The sequence below is a fragment of the Actinomadura sp. NPDC023710 genome, assembly GCF_040639875.1.
Lineage (GTDB): Bacteria > Actinomycetota > Actinomycetes > Streptosporangiales > Streptosporangiaceae > Spirillospora > Spirillospora citrea.
Map to the genome: position 1 here is coordinate 38,690 of NZ_JBFAGB010000055.1, position 16,458 is coordinate 55,147.

At 72.4% G+C, this 16,458-nt stretch carries 15 protein-coding genes; 10 read left to right on the forward strand and 5 right to left on the reverse strand.

The genetic code is table 11. The annotated features are described in order from the left end of the window. Window positions 1-90 precede the first annotated feature (90 nt). Window positions 91-1,977 carry a glycoside hydrolase family 15 protein gene (locus AB0H37_RS40325; RefSeq protein ID WP_229809881.1) on the forward strand — a complete coding sequence of 629 codons (1,887 nt, stop codon included), beginning with the start codon at window positions 91-93 and terminating at the stop codon, window positions 1,975-1,977. A gap of 113 nt (window positions 1,978-2,090) precedes the next feature. Continuing rightward, a complete protein-coding gene (locus tag AB0H37_RS40330) occupies window positions 2,091-3,224 on the forward strand; it encodes a septum formation family protein (protein WP_360617884.1) in 1,134 nt (377 codons plus the stop codon). Window positions 3,225-3,270: 46 nt separating this feature from the next. Here AB0H37_RS40330 and secD read toward each other — a convergent pair whose 3' ends face one another. Together secD and AB0H37_RS40340 are read right to left on the reverse strand one after the other, a co-directional pair. Next, entirely contained in the window at window positions 3,271-5,541 is a 2,271-nt protein-coding gene (gene secD / locus AB0H37_RS40335; protein ID WP_360617885.1) for a protein translocase subunit SecD, read from the reverse strand. A 63-nt stretch (window positions 5,542-5,604) separates the two neighbouring features. After that, window positions 5,605-6,045: a hypothetical protein gene (locus tag AB0H37_RS40340; protein WP_329093582.1), complete on the reverse strand. Its 441-nt coding sequence runs from the start codon at window positions 6,043-6,045 to the stop codon at window positions 5,605-5,607. A 301-nt stretch (window positions 6,046-6,346) separates the two neighbouring features. Between AB0H37_RS40340 and AB0H37_RS40345 the strand changes: the two genes are divergently transcribed. Beyond that, window positions 6,347-7,024 (forward strand): hypothetical protein, encoded by a 678-nt coding sequence (locus AB0H37_RS40345; protein WP_360617887.1) that lies wholly within the window; start codon window positions 6,347-6,349, stop codon window positions 7,022-7,024. 126 nt (window positions 7,025-7,150) lie between these two features. Here the strand turns inward: AB0H37_RS40345 and AB0H37_RS40350 are convergent, their stop codons facing one another. From AB0H37_RS40350 to AB0H37_RS40360, 3 genes are all read right to left on the reverse strand, one after another. After that, the gene (locus tag AB0H37_RS40350) at window positions 7,151-8,539 is read right to left on the reverse strand and encodes a glycine--tRNA ligase (RefSeq protein WP_179833594.1); all 1,389 of its coding nucleotides are present in this window, start codon (window positions 8,537-8,539) and stop codon (window positions 7,151-7,153) included. A 166-nt stretch (window positions 8,540-8,705) separates the two neighbouring features. Beyond that, on the reverse strand, window positions 8,706-10,073 hold the full coding sequence (locus AB0H37_RS40355; RefSeq protein ID WP_360617890.1) for a DUF1906 domain-containing protein: 1,368 nt from the start codon (window positions 10,071-10,073) through the stop codon (window positions 8,706-8,708). 142 nt (window positions 10,074-10,215) lie between these two features. After that, window positions 10,216-10,500: an antibiotic biosynthesis monooxygenase gene (locus tag AB0H37_RS40360; protein WP_329093589.1), complete on the reverse strand. Its 285-nt coding sequence runs from the start codon at window positions 10,498-10,500 to the stop codon at window positions 10,216-10,218. Between the two features lie 28 nt (window positions 10,501-10,528). On the opposite strand from AB0H37_RS40360, the gene AB0H37_RS40365 reads away from it, so the two are divergent. From AB0H37_RS40365 to AB0H37_RS40395, 7 genes are all read left to right on the forward strand, one after another. After that, the gene (locus tag AB0H37_RS40365) at window positions 10,529-10,837 is read left to right on the forward strand and encodes a DUF6703 family protein (protein WP_329093591.1); all 309 of its coding nucleotides are present in this window, start codon (window positions 10,529-10,531) and stop codon (window positions 10,835-10,837) included. A 32-nt stretch (window positions 10,838-10,869) separates the two neighbouring features. Continuing rightward, window positions 10,870-11,817: a metal ABC transporter substrate-binding protein gene (locus AB0H37_RS40370; RefSeq protein WP_360617892.1), complete on the forward strand. Its 948-nt coding sequence runs from the start codon at window positions 10,870-10,872 to the stop codon at window positions 11,815-11,817. After that, the gene (locus tag AB0H37_RS40375) at window positions 11,814-12,530 is read left to right on the forward strand and encodes a metal ABC transporter ATP-binding protein (protein ID WP_360617894.1); all 717 of its coding nucleotides are present in this window, start codon (window positions 11,814-11,816) and stop codon (window positions 12,528-12,530) included. The genes AB0H37_RS40370 and AB0H37_RS40375 overlap by 4 nt, the downstream gene beginning before the upstream one ends. Beyond that, on the forward strand, window positions 12,527-13,429 hold the full coding sequence (locus tag AB0H37_RS40380; protein WP_179833588.1) for a metal ABC transporter permease: 903 nt from the start codon (window positions 12,527-12,529) through the stop codon (window positions 13,427-13,429). The genes AB0H37_RS40375 and AB0H37_RS40380 overlap by 4 nt, the downstream gene beginning before the upstream one ends. Next, window positions 13,426-13,812 (forward strand): transcriptional repressor, encoded by a 387-nt coding sequence (locus tag AB0H37_RS40385; protein ID WP_089312674.1) that lies wholly within the window; start codon window positions 13,426-13,428, stop codon window positions 13,810-13,812. The genes AB0H37_RS40380 and AB0H37_RS40385 overlap by 4 nt, the downstream gene beginning before the upstream one ends. A 207-nt stretch (window positions 13,813-14,019) precedes the next feature. Then, complete coding sequence (locus AB0H37_RS40390; protein WP_329093602.1) at window positions 14,020-15,633, forward strand: M4 family metallopeptidase; 1,614 nt, start codon at window positions 14,020-14,022, stop codon at window positions 15,631-15,633. A gap of 99 nt (window positions 15,634-15,732) precedes the next feature. After that, window positions 15,733-16,158, forward strand: coding sequence for an OsmC family protein (locus tag AB0H37_RS40395; RefSeq protein WP_360617897.1), 426 nt, complete (start codon window positions 15,733-15,735; stop codon window positions 16,156-16,158). Window positions 16,159-16,458: the final 300 nt, after the last annotated feature.

The following is a 16,458-nucleotide window of genomic DNA, read 5'->3' on the forward strand; positions in this document are numbered from 1 at the left end:
TACCCGGGCGCCCCGTCCCGGGGAGGCGGCCCGTACCCAAGACATGCCCATCGCGCGTGAGAGGGAATGATGAATCAAGGAGGTGACGTTGTGAGGCCGAAGGTCGCCGGCGGCCGGGCGGGAGATCCGTTCGCCCCCATCGCCGATTTCGGGTTCCTGTCCGACTGCGAGACGACCGCCCTGGTCGCACCGAGCGGCAACATCGAGTGGATGTGCCTGCCCAGGATGGACTCGCCCAGCGTGTTCGGCTCCATCCTGGACCGCGACGCCGGATACTTCCGGGTCGGCCCGGCGGGCGTGGAGGTGCCCGCCGCGCAGCGCTACATCCCGGGGACCATGGTGATGGAGACCACCTGGTGGGTGCACGGCGGCTGGCTCGTCGTGACGGACGCGCTGCTCATGGGCCCCTGGCACCACGAGACGGAACGGTCCCACACGCACCGCAGGGCGCCCACCGACTACGACGCCGACCACGTCCTGCTGCGGATGGTCCGGTGCGTGAACGGGCAGGTGCAGGTCCGGCTCGACTGCATGCCGGTGTTCGACTACGGGCAGACGCCCGCGCGCTGGGAGCACACCGGCTCCGGGTACCACGAGGCCGTCGCGCGCGGCAACGGCGTCGGCCTGCGGCTCACCACCGACATGAACGTCGGGTTCGAGGGGTCGCTCGCCACGTCCCGGACGCTGCTGAAGCAGGGCGAGTCCCGGTTCGTGGCACTGTCCTGGAGCGAGCACGCGGCGCCCTCGTCGTGGGAGGAGGCGCAGGACCGGCTCGTCTGGACCGTCCACCACTGGCAGCACTGGCTGGACCGGGGCCGGTTCCCCGACCACCCGTGGCGCAGCCACCTGCAGCGCAGCGCGCTGACCCTGAAGGGCCTGACGTTCGCCCCGTCCGGCGCGGTCGCGGCCGCGGCGACGACGTCGCTGCCGGAGACGCCGGGCGGCGACCGGAACTGGGACTACCGCTACACCTGGATCCGCGACTCCACGATGGCCCTCTGGGCGTTCTACACGCTCGGCTACGACTGGGAGGCCAACGACTTCTTCTACTTCATCACCGACGTCGCCGAGGCCGCCGAGGGCAAGCTGCAGATCATGTACGGGCTGGACGGGCGCGAGGAACTGCCCGAGTCCACGCTCGACCACCTCACCGGCTACGACAACGCCCGCCCGGTGCGCATCGGCAACGAGGCGTACATGCAGGCGCAGCACGACGTGTGGGGCGCGATCATCGGCTCCATCTACCTGTTCGTGCGCAAGCGGGACCGGCTCGACGACCGGCTGTGGAAGATCGTCGTCAAGCAGGTCGAGGACGCCCTCGCCAACTGGCGGACGCCCGACTGCGGCATGTGGGAGGTGCGCGGCGAGCCGCAGCACTTCACCTCCTCCAAGGTGTTCTGCTGGGTCGCGGCCGACCGCGGGGCGCGGCTCGCCCGCATCCGCGGCGACCAGGAGCGGGCGCGCCGCTGGCAGGCGGCGGCCGACGAGATCCACGCCGACGTGCTCGCCAACGCGCTCGACGAGCGCGGCGTCTTCACCGCCCACTACGGCGCGACGGCCCTCGACGCCTCGGCGCTGCTGATCCCCCTGCTCGGCTTCCTGCCCGCCGACGACAAGCGCGTCCGGGAGACCGTCCTCGCCATCGCCGACGAGCTGTCGGAGGACGACCTCGTCCTGCGCTACCGCGCGGCGGAGACCGACGACGGGTTCGAGTCGGACGAGGGCACCTTCACGATCTGCTCCTTCTGGCTGGTCAGCACCCTGGTGATGGTCGGCGAGCTGGAGCGGGCGCGCGCCCTGTGCGAGAAGCTGCTGTCCTACGCGAGCCCGCTGCAGCTGTACGCCGAGGAGATCGACCCGCACACCGGCCGGCACCTCGGCAACTTCCCCCAGGCGTTCACCCACCTCGCGCTGATCAACGCCGTCATGCAGGTGATCAGGGCGGAGAACCCCACGGACCAGCCGCCCCTCGCCTGACCCCCCGGACCCGTGGCCGGGCCGTCCCCGGCCACGGGATTCCTTGATCACGACTAGGCGACGACCACCCCGAAACCCCGCCCCTGACCCGGAGTCGGGCCTACGGTCTCGCCGTGACCACGCCACCGCCCCCTGACGACGCCCCGGGAACCCCCGCTTCGCCCGTCTGGGCTCCACCTGACACGCTCACCCCCGAGCCGAAGGCGCCCTCCGGCATGCCGGGCGGGGCGTCTTCCACCGCCGCCGTCCCGCCGTCTCCCGTTGCCGGCGTGGCCTCCGTCCGGGCGCGGTCGAACCGGTTCGCCATCATCGCCCTGGTCACCGGCGCCCTGGGCCTGGCCCTGTTCGCGATCGCCTTCGCCGTGATCGCCCTGGTGCAGATCCGCCGCCGGGGAGGCAGGGGCAGGGGCCTAGCCCTCGGCGGGCTCGGTGCCTCTGCAGCGTGGCTCGCCGCGGCGGCCATCACCGTTGCGCTGTTCGGTGATTCGCTGTTCTCCGCCGGAGACGGAGGATCCGCCCCGCGTCGCCCGGACGGCTACGTTCTGCCGTCGACGCTGAAGGTGGGTGACTGCTTCACGGCGCAGACCCACGACTCGGCCGACCCGTACGTGTATCCCAGCCCCTGCAACAACCCCCACAACGGTGAGGTGATCGCCGAGGCCGCACTGCCCGCAGGCCCGTTCCCCGGAGTGCAGCGGCTCACCGCCCAGGCGGCGGCGCTGTGCAAGGAACGCACGCCGGGCAACGTGAAGAAAATCATCGACGCCGACTTCGACCCGCGGGCCGAGGTTCCGGAACGCAAGGACTGGGAACGCGGGAAACGCGATGTCACGTGCATGCTCGTCTACGTCGGCGAAGACAACACGCTCACAGCCCCGATCGTCCGCGCCTTCATCGTCCCCAAGTACGTGACGGCGTACGAGCAGGGCGACTGCCTGGAGAAGTGGGACGAGTACATGAACTCTCCCGTCGTGGAATGCACCCTGCCCCATCAGTTCCAGGTGCTCTCGGCGTACAAGCTCCAGGGGAGGATGTACCCGGGGAGCAAGAGACTTGAGGAGATGGTCATCGCCGACTGCGCGAAGCGCGCGGTGGACATCTGGGGTAGCGACCCGCCGCTCGACCGCGTCGACCCCACGTTCTCAGCGCCGAACGAGAGAAGCTGGGAGTTCGGCGATCGGGACGTCTACTGCCTGATCACGGGGAGGCACGGGCCGTTGAAGCGGTCGTTCGTGCCGAAGAAGTGACGTCCCGGGCCGCCGCCGCCCGGTGGGCGGCGGCGGGTCGGGTGGGTCAGACGACTGCGCCTGAGTTGTCGGGGGTGCGGCGGACCGGTCCGGGCTTCTGCTTGCGCTGGGGCGGCGGGGTCTTGGTGTGGCGTTCCAGGACGACCGCCAGCGGCGTCGCGGTGAAGACGCTGGAGTAGGTGCCGACGACGATCCCGATCAGGAGCGCGATGGCGAAGTCCGTGAGGGAGTCGCCGCCGAGGACGGCCAGCGCCGCCAGGATGAACAGGGCGCCCACACCGGTGTTGATCGTTCGTGGGACCGTCTGCAGCGTGCCCCGGTTGGCGATGTCGGCGAAACGGCCCCTGGGGTTCGCGGTCCACAACTCCCGGACGCGGTCGAACACGACGACCGAGTCGTTCACCGAGTAGCCGATGATCGTGAGCAGCGCGGCGAGGAAGACGCCGTCGATCGGCTTGCCCAGCCAGGCGAAGATCCCGGTGACGATCGCGATGTCGTGGAACATGGCGATCACCGAGCCCGCCGCGAACGTCCAGCGGAACCGGATCGTCAGGTAGGCGAGCTGGGCCAGCAGGGCCACGCCGAGGGCGATGAGGGCCTTGGTCCGCAACTCGTCGCCGAGGCTGGGGCCGATCAGCTCGTCGCGCTGCTTGGCGGCGCCGCCGCCCTCCTTCGCGAGGGCGTCCTGGATGCGCTTCTCCTCCGCGTTGCTCACATCGGCCGTCCGGACCGAGATGTCGTCCTTCCCCGAGGTCTGGACGACGGCGCGCGGGAACCCCGCGTCGGCGACGGCGGCGCGGGCGGTGTCGATGTCGACGTGCCGGGACGTGGAGTACTCGACCAGGCGGCCGCCGGTGAACTCCACGCCGAAGTTCAGGCCGCGGGAGAAGATCCCCGTGACGGCGAGGACGACGGCGAGCGCGGAGACGCCGAGCCACAGGCGGCTGCGCCTCATCAGGTCGGGGCCGCTCTCCTCCAGCCACCGCCGGATGCGGCCGGCGCCGCCGATACCGCCCGCCCTGCCCTTGCTGAGCCGGGGCATGCGCGCGGCGGCGGCGTCGGTGAGGACCCGGCTCAGCAGCATCGCGGAGACGAGGGAGCCCAGCACGCCGATGATCAGCGTGACGCCGAAGCCCCTCACCGGCCCGGAGGCCAGGAAGAACAGCAGGCCGGCGGCCAGCACGGTGGTGGCGGCCGAGTCGGCGATCGCCGACCACGCCTTGGTGAACCCGACGGCCAGCGCCGTCCGCGCGCTGCGCCCCGGCGCCGCGGCGCGCTCCTCTCTCGCGCGTTCGAAGGCCAGCACGTTGGCGTCGATCGCCATGCCGATGGCCAGGACGAACCCGGCGAGCCCCGGCAGCGTCAGGGTGGCGCCGACCGCGACGAGGGCGCCGTAGGAGATCAGCGCGTACCCGGCGAGCGCGACCGTGGCGAGCAGGCCCGCCAGGCGGTAGACGGCCACGATGAACAGGCCGGTGAGGACGATGCCGATGACGGCGGCGCGGGCGCTGGCGTCGATCGCCTCGTCGCCGAGCGTCGGGCCGACCACCCGCTGTTCGATGATCTTCACGGGGACGGGCAGCGAGCCGCCCTGGATGAGCGCCGCAAGGTCCTTGGCCTCGGCAGGGCTGAAGTCCCCCGTGATCTGGGTGGAGCCGCCGGTGATGCCGACGCCGCAGGCGACGCTCTCGGTGACCTGGGGCGAGGAGATCACCTTGCCGTCCAGCACGATGGCGACGCGGCGCTCGTCGCCGGCCGCGCAGGCGGCCTTGGCGGTCAGCCGCTCCCAGGTGTCGCCCCCGCTGCCCTTGAACCGGACGTCGACGGCCCAGCCGCCGAGGTTCTGCGGGTCGTAGGAGGCGCCCGCCGAGCCGATCCCGGCGCCGGTGAGCGCCGCGGGGCCGATCAGGATCTGCTGCCCGCTCTCGTCGGGGATCAGCTGCTGCCCCTGCGCCGGCGTGCCGGCACCGGCCAGCACCGGGTGGGCCGTGAGCTGCGCCGTCTTGCCGATGGCCGCGGCGGCGCGGGTCGGGTCCTGGACGTCCGGCAGCTCGACGATCAGCCGCCGGTCCCCGGACCGGGTGATGGACGACTCGGCGACCCCGAGCGCGTCGACGCGCCGGTGCAGCACCTCGCGGGCGCGGTCGGTGGACTCCCGGTCGGCCTTCACGGCCGGGGAGTCCTGCGTCTCCAGGACGATCTGGGTGCCGCCGCGGAGGTCGAGGCCGAGGCGGGCGGGTTTGGACCAGGCGAAGTAGAACGATGTGGCGAGCACGGCGAACGCCAGTACCGCCCGCACCACGTTGGCGCGAGTCAAGGGGAACCTCCACGCGGGGACTTCGGTGCCGCACGTCGGCGTGCGGCACCGGGGACAGAGAGCTCAGATCCCTGTGGAGGCGGGCGGGGCGCGACCGCGCGGGGCACCCCGCGGCGCGATCTCGGGCGCGATGTGCGCGGAGGCGGCCCGGACGAGGCGCCCGGACGGCGGCCGGACCTCGGCGCCGGACGCGGGGGGCGTCGCGTGCTCGGGCTGGGAGTACGGCGCCGCCGCCCCCGCCGCGTGGAGCGCGGTGGCGGCGATGGCGGTCTGCGTGCGTCCGGCCGTGCGCGTCTTGGTGGTGATCCGGGTGCGGGCCGGCCCCTGGGGCACCGCCCCGATCCGGACGCCGGAGATCGTGCCGGTGGAGGACGCCCGGCCCGGCGTGCCCCCGGCCGGCATGCCCGCCCCGACCGGTCCGGCGACGAAGCCGAGAAGGCCGAGCACGACGACGAGCAGCCGCGCGACGGGCCGCCGGGAGGCGGGATGGTGCGCGTCGCCCATTCCGCCCTCCTCCCCGGATCGCCGGCGGTTCGCTCGCCCGACGGTTCCCGCCAACCTAGCCCACGTTCGCGGGGCCGGCGCCGCCGTCCGGGCTCAGCAGGCGTTTCCCGCGCGGGCGCGTCCGTCAAGGCGGGCGGGCGTGACAAAGACCTGGCCCGCCCCCGGCCGTATGGGCTTACCAGCAGACACTGGCGGGTGTCCCGATCTGGCCAAGCCGCAGCCGGCCGCCCGCCATTGCCCGCGCCATTTATGTGAATTACTTTCGCGTATGCCCACCCCGAACCGGACAGAGGAGTCTCCGGTGGCACGAATCAGACAGACCGCGATCGTCGGGACCGCCGCACTGGCCGTCCTCGCCGCGGGGGTCGCCCCCGCGTACGCCGCGGGCACGACCATCCGCAAGGGCTCGGCCACGGCCGCCGCCTACTCCGGCAGAGTGCAGGCCTCACTGCTCGGCACCGCGACGGTCAGCAGCTCGCTCGGCAGCGGCTCCTGCAGCCAGTCGACGATGACCGGCTCCATCAACTCCGACGGCAGCGCGCTGAACGTCAGCGCCGCCACCTTCACCGGCGACGGCGGCGGCGCCTGCAGCGGCAGCACCAGCGCGACGATCACCGCGCAGAACCTGCCGTGGACGGGCGGCAACGTCACCTTCGACGCCGGCCACACCGGCGGCCGGGACGCCACCGTCACGATCGCCAACTTCAAGGTGAAGGCCGTGATCAACATCCTCGGCGGCATCACCTGCGTGTTCGGCGGCAACCTCACCGCCAACGGCTACAACGGCGACAACGCCTCGCGGCCCGTCACCAGCAGCGGCGAGGCGCAGGTCGGCGTGCAGAACGCCACCGTCAACAAGCAGTCGGGCAGCAGCTTCCTCTGCCCGACCACCGCCGGCGTCACCGCCACGTACGCGCTGCGCGGCGAGACCGTCGCCGGATCCGGCACCTTCAACCAGTCCCTCTACGTCACCGGCTGACCGGAGGCTGGAACGGAGCTCCCGAGGAGACGGTAAGCCCTCCTATGACGCGCTCCCGGAACGGTACGGGCCGCCCCACGCGGGGCGGCCCGTCACATCGTCACCGGGGCGTCGCCCGGAGCCGGGTCAGCAGCCGACGAGCTGCGCGGCGAGGAACGACTCGACCTGGCTGAGCGCGATGCGCTCCTGGCTCATCGAGTCGCGCTCCCGGACGGTCACCGCGTCGTCCTCCAGGGTGTCGAAGTCCACGGTGACGCAGAACGGGGTGCCGATCTCGTCCTGGCGCCGGTAGCGGCGGCCGATGGCCCCGGCGTCGTCGAAGTCGACGTTCCAGTTGCGGCGCAGCTGCGCGGCGAGGTCGCGGGCCTTCGGGGACAGGTCGGTGTTGCGCGACAGCGGCAGCACCGCGACCTTGACGGGGGCGAGCCGCCGGTCGAGCCGCATGACGGCGCGCTTCTCCATCTTGCCCTTGGCGTTCGGCGCCTCGTCCTCGGCGTAGGCGTCCATCATGAAGGTGAGCGTGCAGCGGTCGACGCCCGCCGCGGGCTCGATCACGAACGGGGTGAACCGCTCGCCGGACTCCTGGTCGAAGAACGACAGGTCGGCGCCGGACGCCTTGGAGTGCGTCGTCAGGTCGTAGTCGGTGCGGTTGGCGATGCCCTCCAGCTCACCCCACTCGCTGCCGACGAAGTCGAAGCGGTACTCCACGTCGACGGTGCGCTTGGAGTAGTGCGACAGCTTCTCCTGCGGGTGCTCGAACAGCCGCAGGTTCTCCTTGCTGATGCCGAGGTCGACGTACCACTGCATGCGCTCGTCGATCCAGTACTGGTGCCAGTCCTCGTCGCTGCCGGGCTTGACGAAGAACTCCATCTCCATCTGCTCGAACTCGCGGGTCCGGAAGATGAAGTTGCCGGGCGTGATCTCGTTGCGGAACGACTTGCCGATCTGGCCGATGCCGAACGGCACCTTGCGGCGCGCGGACTGCTGGACGTTCAGGTAGTTGATGAAGATGCCCTGCGCGGTCTCGGGACGCAGGTAGGCCAGGCCCGACTCGTCCTCGACGGGGCCGAGGTAGGTCTTGAGCAGGCCGTTGAACATCTTCGGCTCGGTGAACGAGCCCTTCACGCCGCAGTTCGGGCACGAGATGTCGGCGAGGCCGTTCGCGGGCGGGCGGCCGTGCTTCTCCTCGTAGGCCTCCTCCAGGTGGTCGGCCCGGAAGCGCTTGTGGCAGGACTGGCACTCGGTGAGCGGGTCGACGAACGCCTGGACGTGGCCGCTGGCCTCCCAGACCTCGCGCGCAAGGATGACGCACGAGTCGAGGCCGACGACGTCGTCGCGGCCCTGCACCATCGACTTCCACCACTGGCGCTTGACGTTGTTCTTCAGCTCGACGCCGAGGGGGCCGTAGTCCCAGGAGGCGCGGAGACCGCCGTAGATCTCGCTCGACGGGTAGACCAGGCCCCGCCGTTTGGCGAGGTTGACGATCGTGTCCAGCACATCGGAACGGCGTGCCATGAAAGATTCTCCATCCGGCTGGCGGTCGGCGGGAACAGTGAGTGCCCCCGTCCCGCGGCGACGGCGGGCGGCGGCGAGTGTGATCCCCGGTGATGTGCTCCGGCGCGGTCACCGCCGCAGCCGGAGAATGCCCCCAGCTTAGGGCACGGGGGCCCCTGAGCAGGAACTAGTAAACGCGCCCGTCGGCGATGTCGCTGTCGACGTTCAGGGTCACCCCGCCGTGCGTCTCCCGGTGCCCGCCGCGGTACTGCTTGACGCGGCGGTGCGGCGTCCACCAGGCGTCCGGCACGAACGGGTCGCCATAGACCTTGGCCCGGCGGTCCCAGTTGGCGAACCAGACGCAGGAGGGCTTGCTGAGCGAGGACCGTCCCACGTCGCGGATGCCGGACTTGGCGCTGCTGTAGAGGCACGGCTGGTAGCCCTCGGTCTTCAGCCGGTCGACCCACTTGTCGACGAACCGGAGGACGGCGGCCCTGCAGGTGCCCTTCCTGTGGTTGTAGGCCTCCATGTCGTAGTAGAGCGGCTTGCCCGCCGGGATGCCGAGCGCTCTGGCCCTGCGGGCCGCGTCCGCGGCGGCCCGGGTGCCCTGCCGGGAGGCGCTTCCGGCGGTGAAGCGCTGCGCGTGCGCGCCGCACGGGGCCTGGAGGCCCACGTAGGTGGCGGTGAGGCGGTAGCCCATGGCCCGCACCCGCCTCACCCACGACGCGGTCAGGTTCGGCTGGGCGCATCCGCGCGCCACTCCGCCGATGTAGATGTTGGTGACCTTGAACGAGGGCCGCCAGGCCCTCATGGTCGCCAGGGACGGAGCCGTGCAGGTGTCGAACCCCCTGCCGCGCACCCACGGGCGCTCAAGCGCCGTCCCCTGGCCGGTCGACGGGCTCTCGGCGGGCACCGGGCCGTCGGGCGGCACCGGGCCTCCGCTGGGCGCCGTCCCCTCGGGCGGCGCCGAGGGAACGGCGGTCGCCATCCGGCGGACGTCCGGCTTGGACGGCCCGGCGGTCCACCGGCCGGAGAGCCGGGTGCCCCGCAGGATCCGCTGGAGCGTCCCCGGATCCCTGCCGTACACGCCGGTGATCGTGACCCCGGCCTCGGGGAGGGTGAGCCGCATCTCGTGGTCGGCGGTCCGCGGCACGGTCAGCGAGGCGAGCTTGTCGGCGTGCACGACGGTCCGCGCGGTCCGCCCGCGCCCCGCGGGCTGGATGTGGACGGCCTCGGTGCGCCCGACGGCGCGGGCCGGGCAGTCCGGTTGCGGGCCGGGACTGCCGAGGTAGACCGCGTGCCGGTCGTAGCGGACGCACTGGGACGGATGCCGGTCGAGCCGGTGCACCTCCCAGCCGGCCGGGACGGGGACGCGCAGCCCCCGGTACTCGACCACGCGGCCGTGCGGGCTCCCCCCGCTCCCCGCCGGCCCCCTCAGGGAGAGCGAGGAGGCCTGATGGGCCGCGGGCCGCGCGGGGGCCGTTCCGGCGACGGTGAGGGCGGCGGCGAAGGCCGCCGCCCCGGACGACACACTGAACAGGACGGCATGGCGCATCACAGCTCCCCCGCAGGCCACGGCATGATCATGTGCGGTAGGGATGACCTCGGCGGAGGCGCCGAAACCGGGATGGGTCGCTTCTTGACCGCCGATTGCCCGCATTCTGACCGGGCCCGCGGCGGACGGCCCGGGCGGCCGGTCAGGCGGAGGAGACCACCTCGTAGGCGCCGGGCTCGTCCACGGCGAGGGCGGCGAGCGGCATGAACCGGAGCCGCACCTCGTAGGCGCCGAGCGCGCGGCGGTAGTGCCCGGCGCCGTCCCACTCGGTGACGAGGGCCCACAGGCCGGGGTCGTCGACGGTCCGGGCGAGGCGGCCGGAGCGGAAGCCGGTGCTCGCGGCCAGCGCCGCCAGCACCGCGGTCATGCCCTCGGCGAATCCGCCGGCGTCCTCGTCCGGCACCCGGTACCGGGTTATCGCGATCATCCGTCCATCCTGGCAGTACGTTGGGCGTGTGGAGACGAGAGGTGAGCGCGCGACGGGGCTGCGGGCGGCCGTCGAGCGGCGCAGCGCGGTGCCCGTGGTGTTCCTGCACCGGCTGCCGCGGTGGGTCCTGCTCGCCGCCGTGTTCGCGCTGCTGGTGGTCGGCATGGCCGGGACCGGCTGGGTGGCCGCGGCCGGACTGCTGGTGCTCGCCGCCGCGCTCGGCTGGTTCGCCTACCTGAACTGGCCCTCGCTGGACGGCTCGGGACGGGTCCTGCGCCTCGCCGCGCTGGCCGTCCTGGTGGGATTCGCCCTGGGACGCGGCATCGGTCGGTTTTGACAACCATTTTCATCTTCGTCCATAATCATGATGTGCCCCCTCTCCGCACAGCCCTGCGAACCGCGCCGGCGGCGATCGCCCTGGCCGGGCTCGCGGCGGGCCTGACGGCCTGCGCCGACGCGGGCGCGGACGTCCCGCCCGGCAGGACCTCGGTGGTCGCGTCCTTCTACCCGATGGCCTGGCTCGCCGGGAAGGTCGGCGGCGACGACGTGTTCGTCCGGACGCTCACCCGGCCCGGAACCGAGCCGCACGACCTGGAGCTGACCGCGCGGCAGGTCGCGAACGTCCAGGACGCCGACTACACCGTCTACGTCAAGGGCGTCCAGCCCGCCGTGGACGACGCGGTCCGCAAGCACGCGAAGGGCGGGTCGCTCGACGCCGCGAGCCTCGTGCCGAAACTGCCCCCGCCCGGCGAGACCGACGACGAAGAGGCCCACGACGGCGTACGGCACCGCGAGGCGTCCTATGACCCGCACATCTGGCTCGACCCGAGCCGGATGGCGACCGTGGCCACCGCGCTGGGCGAGCGGCTGGCCGCCGCCGACCCCGGCCGCGCGGCCGGCTACCGGGAGCGCGCCCGGTCCACCGCGCGGGCGCTGACCGGCCTCGACCGCGAGTTCCAGGACGGCCTGCGCTCCTGCGCGCGCCGGGAGATCGTGACCGCGCACGCCGCGTTCGGCTACCTCGCGGACCGCTACCGGCTCCGGCAGATCCCGGTCGCCGGCGTGGACCCGTCCGGGGAGCCGTCCCCGAAACGGCTGGCGGGGCTGGCGCGGCTCGTCTCCTCCACCGGCGCGACGACGGTCTTCACCGAGACCCTGGCCAGTTCGAAGGTGGCCGGCAGCCTGGCGCGTGAGGCGGGCGTGCGGACGGCCGTCCTCGACCCGGCCGAGGGCGTGGCGGACGGGGCGTCCGGCGACTACATGACGATCATGCGAGAGAACCTGCGGACCCTGCGGCCCGCGCTGGAGTGCTCATGAACGAGACCACCGCCCCGCCGTTCGCGATCACCGGCGGCCTCGTCCGGCGGGACGGCCGCGCGGTGCTCGCCGACGTCGACCTGCGGGTGCAGGCGGGGGACGTGCTCGCCGTCCTCGGGCCGAACGGGGCGGGCAAGTCCACGCTCGTCAAGGCGCTGCTCGGGCTCGTCCCGCTGGCCGCCGGCCGGACGGAGATCTTCGGCGAGCCGCCCGCGCGGTTCCGCGACTGGCGGCGGATCGGGTACGTCCCGCAGCGGCTGCCGATGGGCGGCGGAGTGCCGGCGACGGTCCGCGAGGTCGTGGCGTCCGGCCGGGTGGCCCGGCGGTCGCGCTGGCGGCCGGCGCCGCTCGCCGACCGGGCGGCCGACCGCGCCGCCGTCGAACGCGCCCTGGAGACGGTCGGGCTCACCGGGCGGGCCCGCGACTCGGCGCACCTGCTGTCGGGCGGCCAGCAGCAGCGGGTGCTCATCGCCCGCGCCCTCGCGGGCGAGCCCGACGCGTTCGTGATGGACGAGCCGACCGCCGGCGTGGACGCGGGCAGCCAGGCGGCGCTCGCGTCGGCGCTGTACGAACTGGCCCGCGCCGGGCGCACGGTCGTCCTCGTCGCGCACGAGCTCGGGCCGATGGAACCGCTCGTCACCCGGGCGGTCGAACTCGGGCACGGCCGCGTCGTCCGCGAGACCGCCCGCAAGCCCCTCGAAAGGCCGGCGTGAGCGAGATGCTGCAATACGACTTCATGCGCGTCGCCCTGGTGATGGCGGTGCTCATCGGGCTGACCGCCCCCGCCGTGGGGACGTTCGTCGTCCAGCGCAGGCTGTCTCTGCTCGGGGACGGCATCGGCCACATCGCGCTGACCGGCATCGGACTGGGGCTGCTCACCAGCACCTCCCCCGTCCTCGGCGCGCTGGTGGTGTCGGTGCTCGGCGCCGTCGCGATCGAGGTCCTGCGGGCGCGCAGCCGCAGCGGCGCGGACGCCGTGCTCGCCCTGCTGTTCTACGGCGGGCTGGCGGGCGGGGTCATCCTGACGAGCGTCGACGGCGGCGGCTCGGCGGGCCTGCAGTCCTACCTGTTCGGCTCGATCAGCAGCGTGACCGTGAACGACCTGTACGTCGTCGCGGGGCTCGCCGCCGTCGTGCTGGCGATCGTCGCGCTGTTCGGCCGCGAGCTGTTCCTGCTCTGCCAGGACGAGGAGGTCGCGCGGGCGGCCGGGCTTCCCGTCCGGTTCCTCAGCGTGCTGATCGCCGCGACCGCCGCGGTCACGGTGGTGATCTCGATGCGCGCGATCGGGCTGCTGCTCGTCAGCGCGCTCATGGTCGTCCCGGTGGCGGCGGCGCAGCAGCTCACGCGGGGATTCTGGAGCACGATGCTGGCCGCGATGGGGATCGGTGTACTGTCGGCCGTGGCGGGCCTGGCGGGTTCCTTCCAGTACGATCTTCCCCCGGGCCCCTCGATCGTGTTGCTGGCGCTCGCGGTGTTCGTGACCGCGGTCGCCGGGGGCTCGGTGGTGCGCCGCAGGCGCTCCCGCGCCGCGGCCGGAGCCGTCGCCGCGGGGGACGCCGGGCCCGGCGCCCCGCCGCGCGTGGATGCCGAGGCGGAGGTGTTGAGGGGATGACGACGGCCCGCCGGGACGCGGTACGGCAGGTGCTGGCCGGCTGCGAGGGATTCCGCAGCGCCCAGGACATCTACGCCGACCTGCGCGCCGACGGTTCCAAGATCGGCCTCACCACCGTCTACCGGGCGCTGCAGGCGCTCAGCGACGCGGGCGAGGTCGACGTGCTGCGCACCGACGAGGGCGAGGCCGTGTACCGCGCCTGCCGCACCGAGCAGCACCACCACCACCTGGTCTGCCGCGACTGCGGCCGGACGGTCGAGGTCGAGGGCCCGGCCGTGGAGCGCTGGGCCGACACGATCGCCGCCGAGCACGGCTTCGTCGACATCACCCACACCGTCGAGGTCTTCGGGACATGCGCGAACTGCGCCGCGAAGCCGTCCTGAAGCCCGAAAACCCCGCGCCCGCGTGCCCACCGGTTCGAAGCCGCCCCTGAACTTGGACAGAGCCGGTATTTCACACGCACTGTAGGCGTTTCTTGTCAAATTGCTACATCTACTTCCCAGTAGCCCTATGTCATAAAGGTCCCGTCGCCACGGCGGGCCCGACGGAGGGTTCTCGGGGGAGCGTGGCGCCCGCACGAGAGGGCGTTCATGACAAGACGGGCGTTCACCAGCCGAAGGATCACGCTCCTGGCCTCGGCGACGTTGCTCGCGTCGGCCGCCACCGCGCTCCCCGCCTCCGCGCGGCAGCCGGCGTCCCCACCGGGTCCGCGCGCCGCCGCCGAGCACGCGCTCCGGTCGCTCACCGGCCGCGGCGCCGAGGTGCGCGGCGGCGACGGGCAGGCCTTCCAGGTGGTCAGGGTCGGCATCGACCGCGACGGCACCTCGCACACCCGCATGACCCGCACCTACAACGGCCTCCCCGTCCTCGGCGGCGACATCGTCGTCCACGAGACGGCGGCCGGGGCGTGGCGCGGCACCAGCCTCACCCTCGCCAAGGCGCCGTCGGACTCCAGCCCGGAGGTCTCCGCCAAGACCGCCCAGAAGCGCGCCGTCACCAAGAGCCGCAAGGCCGACGGCTCCCCCGCTCTCGTCGTGGAGTCCCGCACCGCCGACCACGCGCCGCGCCTCGCCTGGCGCGTCCAGACCGTCGGGAAGAAGGCCGACGGGACGCCCAGCCGCGTCTTCACCTCGGTGGACGCCGCGACCGGCAAGGTGCTGCTGAGCGAGGAGACCGTCAAGACCGAGGCGGGCGACGGCAAGTCCCTCTACACCGGGACGGTCCCGCTCCAGACGACGCTGTCCGGCAGCACCTACCAGCTGAAGGACCCGACGCGCGGCAACACCTACACCGGTGACGCCCAGAACGACACCGACCTCTGCTTCCTCAGCTGGTGCTTCCACCGGGCCCCCGCCACGCTGTTCACCGACGCCGACAACCACTGGGGCAGCGGCACGACGGCCGACCGCGCCACCGTCGCCGTGGACGCCCAGTTCGGCACCAACGAGACCTGGGACTTCTACAAGAACGTCTTCGGCCGCACCGGCATCGCGGGCGACGGCAAGGGGTCCTACAACCGCGTCCACTACGGCAGCGGCTACGCCAACGCCTTCTGGGACGACTCGTGCTTCTGCATGACCTACGGCGACGGTGACGGCAGCCAGCTCGGCCCGCTCACGTCCCTGGACGTGGCCGCGCACGAGATGAGCCACGGCGTCACCAGCTCCACCGCGAACCTCACCTACAGCGGCGAGTCCGGCGGGCTCAACGAGGCGACGTCCGACATCATGGCCGCCGCCGTCGAGTTCTACGCGAACAACTCGGGCGACGTCGGCGACTACCTGGTGGGCGAGGAGGTCGTCCTGCCCGGCTTCGGCAAGCCCGCGCTGCGCTTCATGGACAAGCCCAGCAAGGACGGCAGCTCCGCCGACTCCTGGTCGACCAGCACCAAGAACCTCGACGTGCACTACTCCTCGGGCGTCGCCAACCACTTCTACTACCTGCTGTCCGAGGGCAGCGGGGCGAAGACGATCAACGGCGTCTCCTACAACAGCCCCACCTCCAACGGTTCCACGATCACCGGCATCGGCCGGGACGCCGCCACGAAGATCTGGTACCGGGCGCTGACCACCTACATGACGTCCTCGACCAACTACGCGGGCGCGCGCACCGCGACGCTGAACGCGGCCAAGGACCTCTACGGCGCGGGCAGCACCCAGTACAACACCGTCGCCGCGGCCTGGTCCGCGGTGAACGTCGCCTAGCACCGATCCGCAGACGGAACGCCCCGCGCCGGCCACCGGCGCGGGGCGTTCCCGCGGTTCGGGTGATCCATCGGGCGCGCCATGGTGAAGAATCGGGGCATGGCTACGACACGCACCGCGAACGCGCATTGGGAAGGCTCTCTCCTGGAGGGCCAGGGGACGGTCTCGCTTGACTCCTCGAAGCTCGGCACCTACGACGTGACCTGGGCGTCGCGGTCGGAGGAGCCGGGCGGCCGGACGAGCCCCGAGGAGCTCATCGCCGCCGCGCACTCCACCTGCTACTCGATGGCGCTCTCGCACGGCCTCGCCGGCGCCGGCACCCCGCCGGAGAAGGTGGACACCAAGGCCGAGGTCACCTTCCAGCCGGGCGAGGGCATCACCGGCATCCACCTGACCGTCCGGGCCAGCGTCCCCGGCCTGTCCGCGTCCGACTTCGAGAAGGCCGCCCAGACCGCCAAGGAGGGCTGCCCCGTAAGCAAGGCCCTCACCGGAACCAAGATCACCCTAGACGCGGCTCTCATCTGACCACCCGAGCCGGGACAGGCGGTACGCCGGGATCAGCACCAAGAGCAACCCGGCGAACGCACCAGGCTCAGCTGGGGAAGAACGGGCCCACCAAGCCCAACCCCTTCCCCAGCCACGCGACGACCTGAACAGTCGCGATCGCGTCCGAAGGCAGATTCGAGCGAAGCAAGAATCTGATCGCGCAGCGAGCCGCAAGGCGAGCCGGAGCGATGCCAGCGATCGCACGCGGTTTTTACGGGTCAGGCGCCCCGATGCCGCCTTGCTATGCCCCATCCGGTTGGCATTGGGGGCACCAGACCG

Excerpts from the sequence above, each read along its gene's own strand:
- AB0H37_RS40340 (WP_329093582.1), bottom strand. The coding sequence starts at position 6,045 with ATGGGCGACGCGCACCATCCCGCCTCCCGGCGGCCCGTCGCGCGGCTG.
- AB0H37_RS40350 (WP_179833594.1), bottom strand. The coding sequence starts at position 8,539 with ATGGCACGCCGTTCCGATGTGCTGGACACGATCGTCAACCTCGCCAAA.
- AB0H37_RS40355 (WP_360617890.1), bottom strand. The coding sequence starts at position 10,073 with ATGCGCCATGCCGTCCTGTTCAGTGTGTCGTCCGGGGCGGCGGCCTTC.
- AB0H37_RS40360 (WP_329093589.1), bottom strand. The coding sequence starts at position 10,500 with ATGATCGCGATAACCCGGTACCGGGTGCCGGACGAGGACGCCGGCGGA.
- AB0H37_RS40375 (WP_360617894.1), top strand. The coding sequence starts at position 11,814 with ATGAACGAGACCACCGCCCCGCCGTTCGCGATCACCGGCGGCCTCGTC.
- AB0H37_RS40385 (WP_089312674.1), top strand. The coding sequence starts at position 13,426 with ATGACGACGGCCCGCCGGGACGCGGTACGGCAGGTGCTGGCCGGCTGC.
- AB0H37_RS40390 (WP_329093602.1), top strand. The coding sequence starts at position 14,020 with ATGACAAGACGGGCGTTCACCAGCCGAAGGATCACGCTCCTGGCCTCG.
- AB0H37_RS40395 (WP_360617897.1), top strand. The coding sequence starts at position 15,733 with ATGGCTACGACACGCACCGCGAACGCGCATTGGGAAGGCTCTCTCCTG.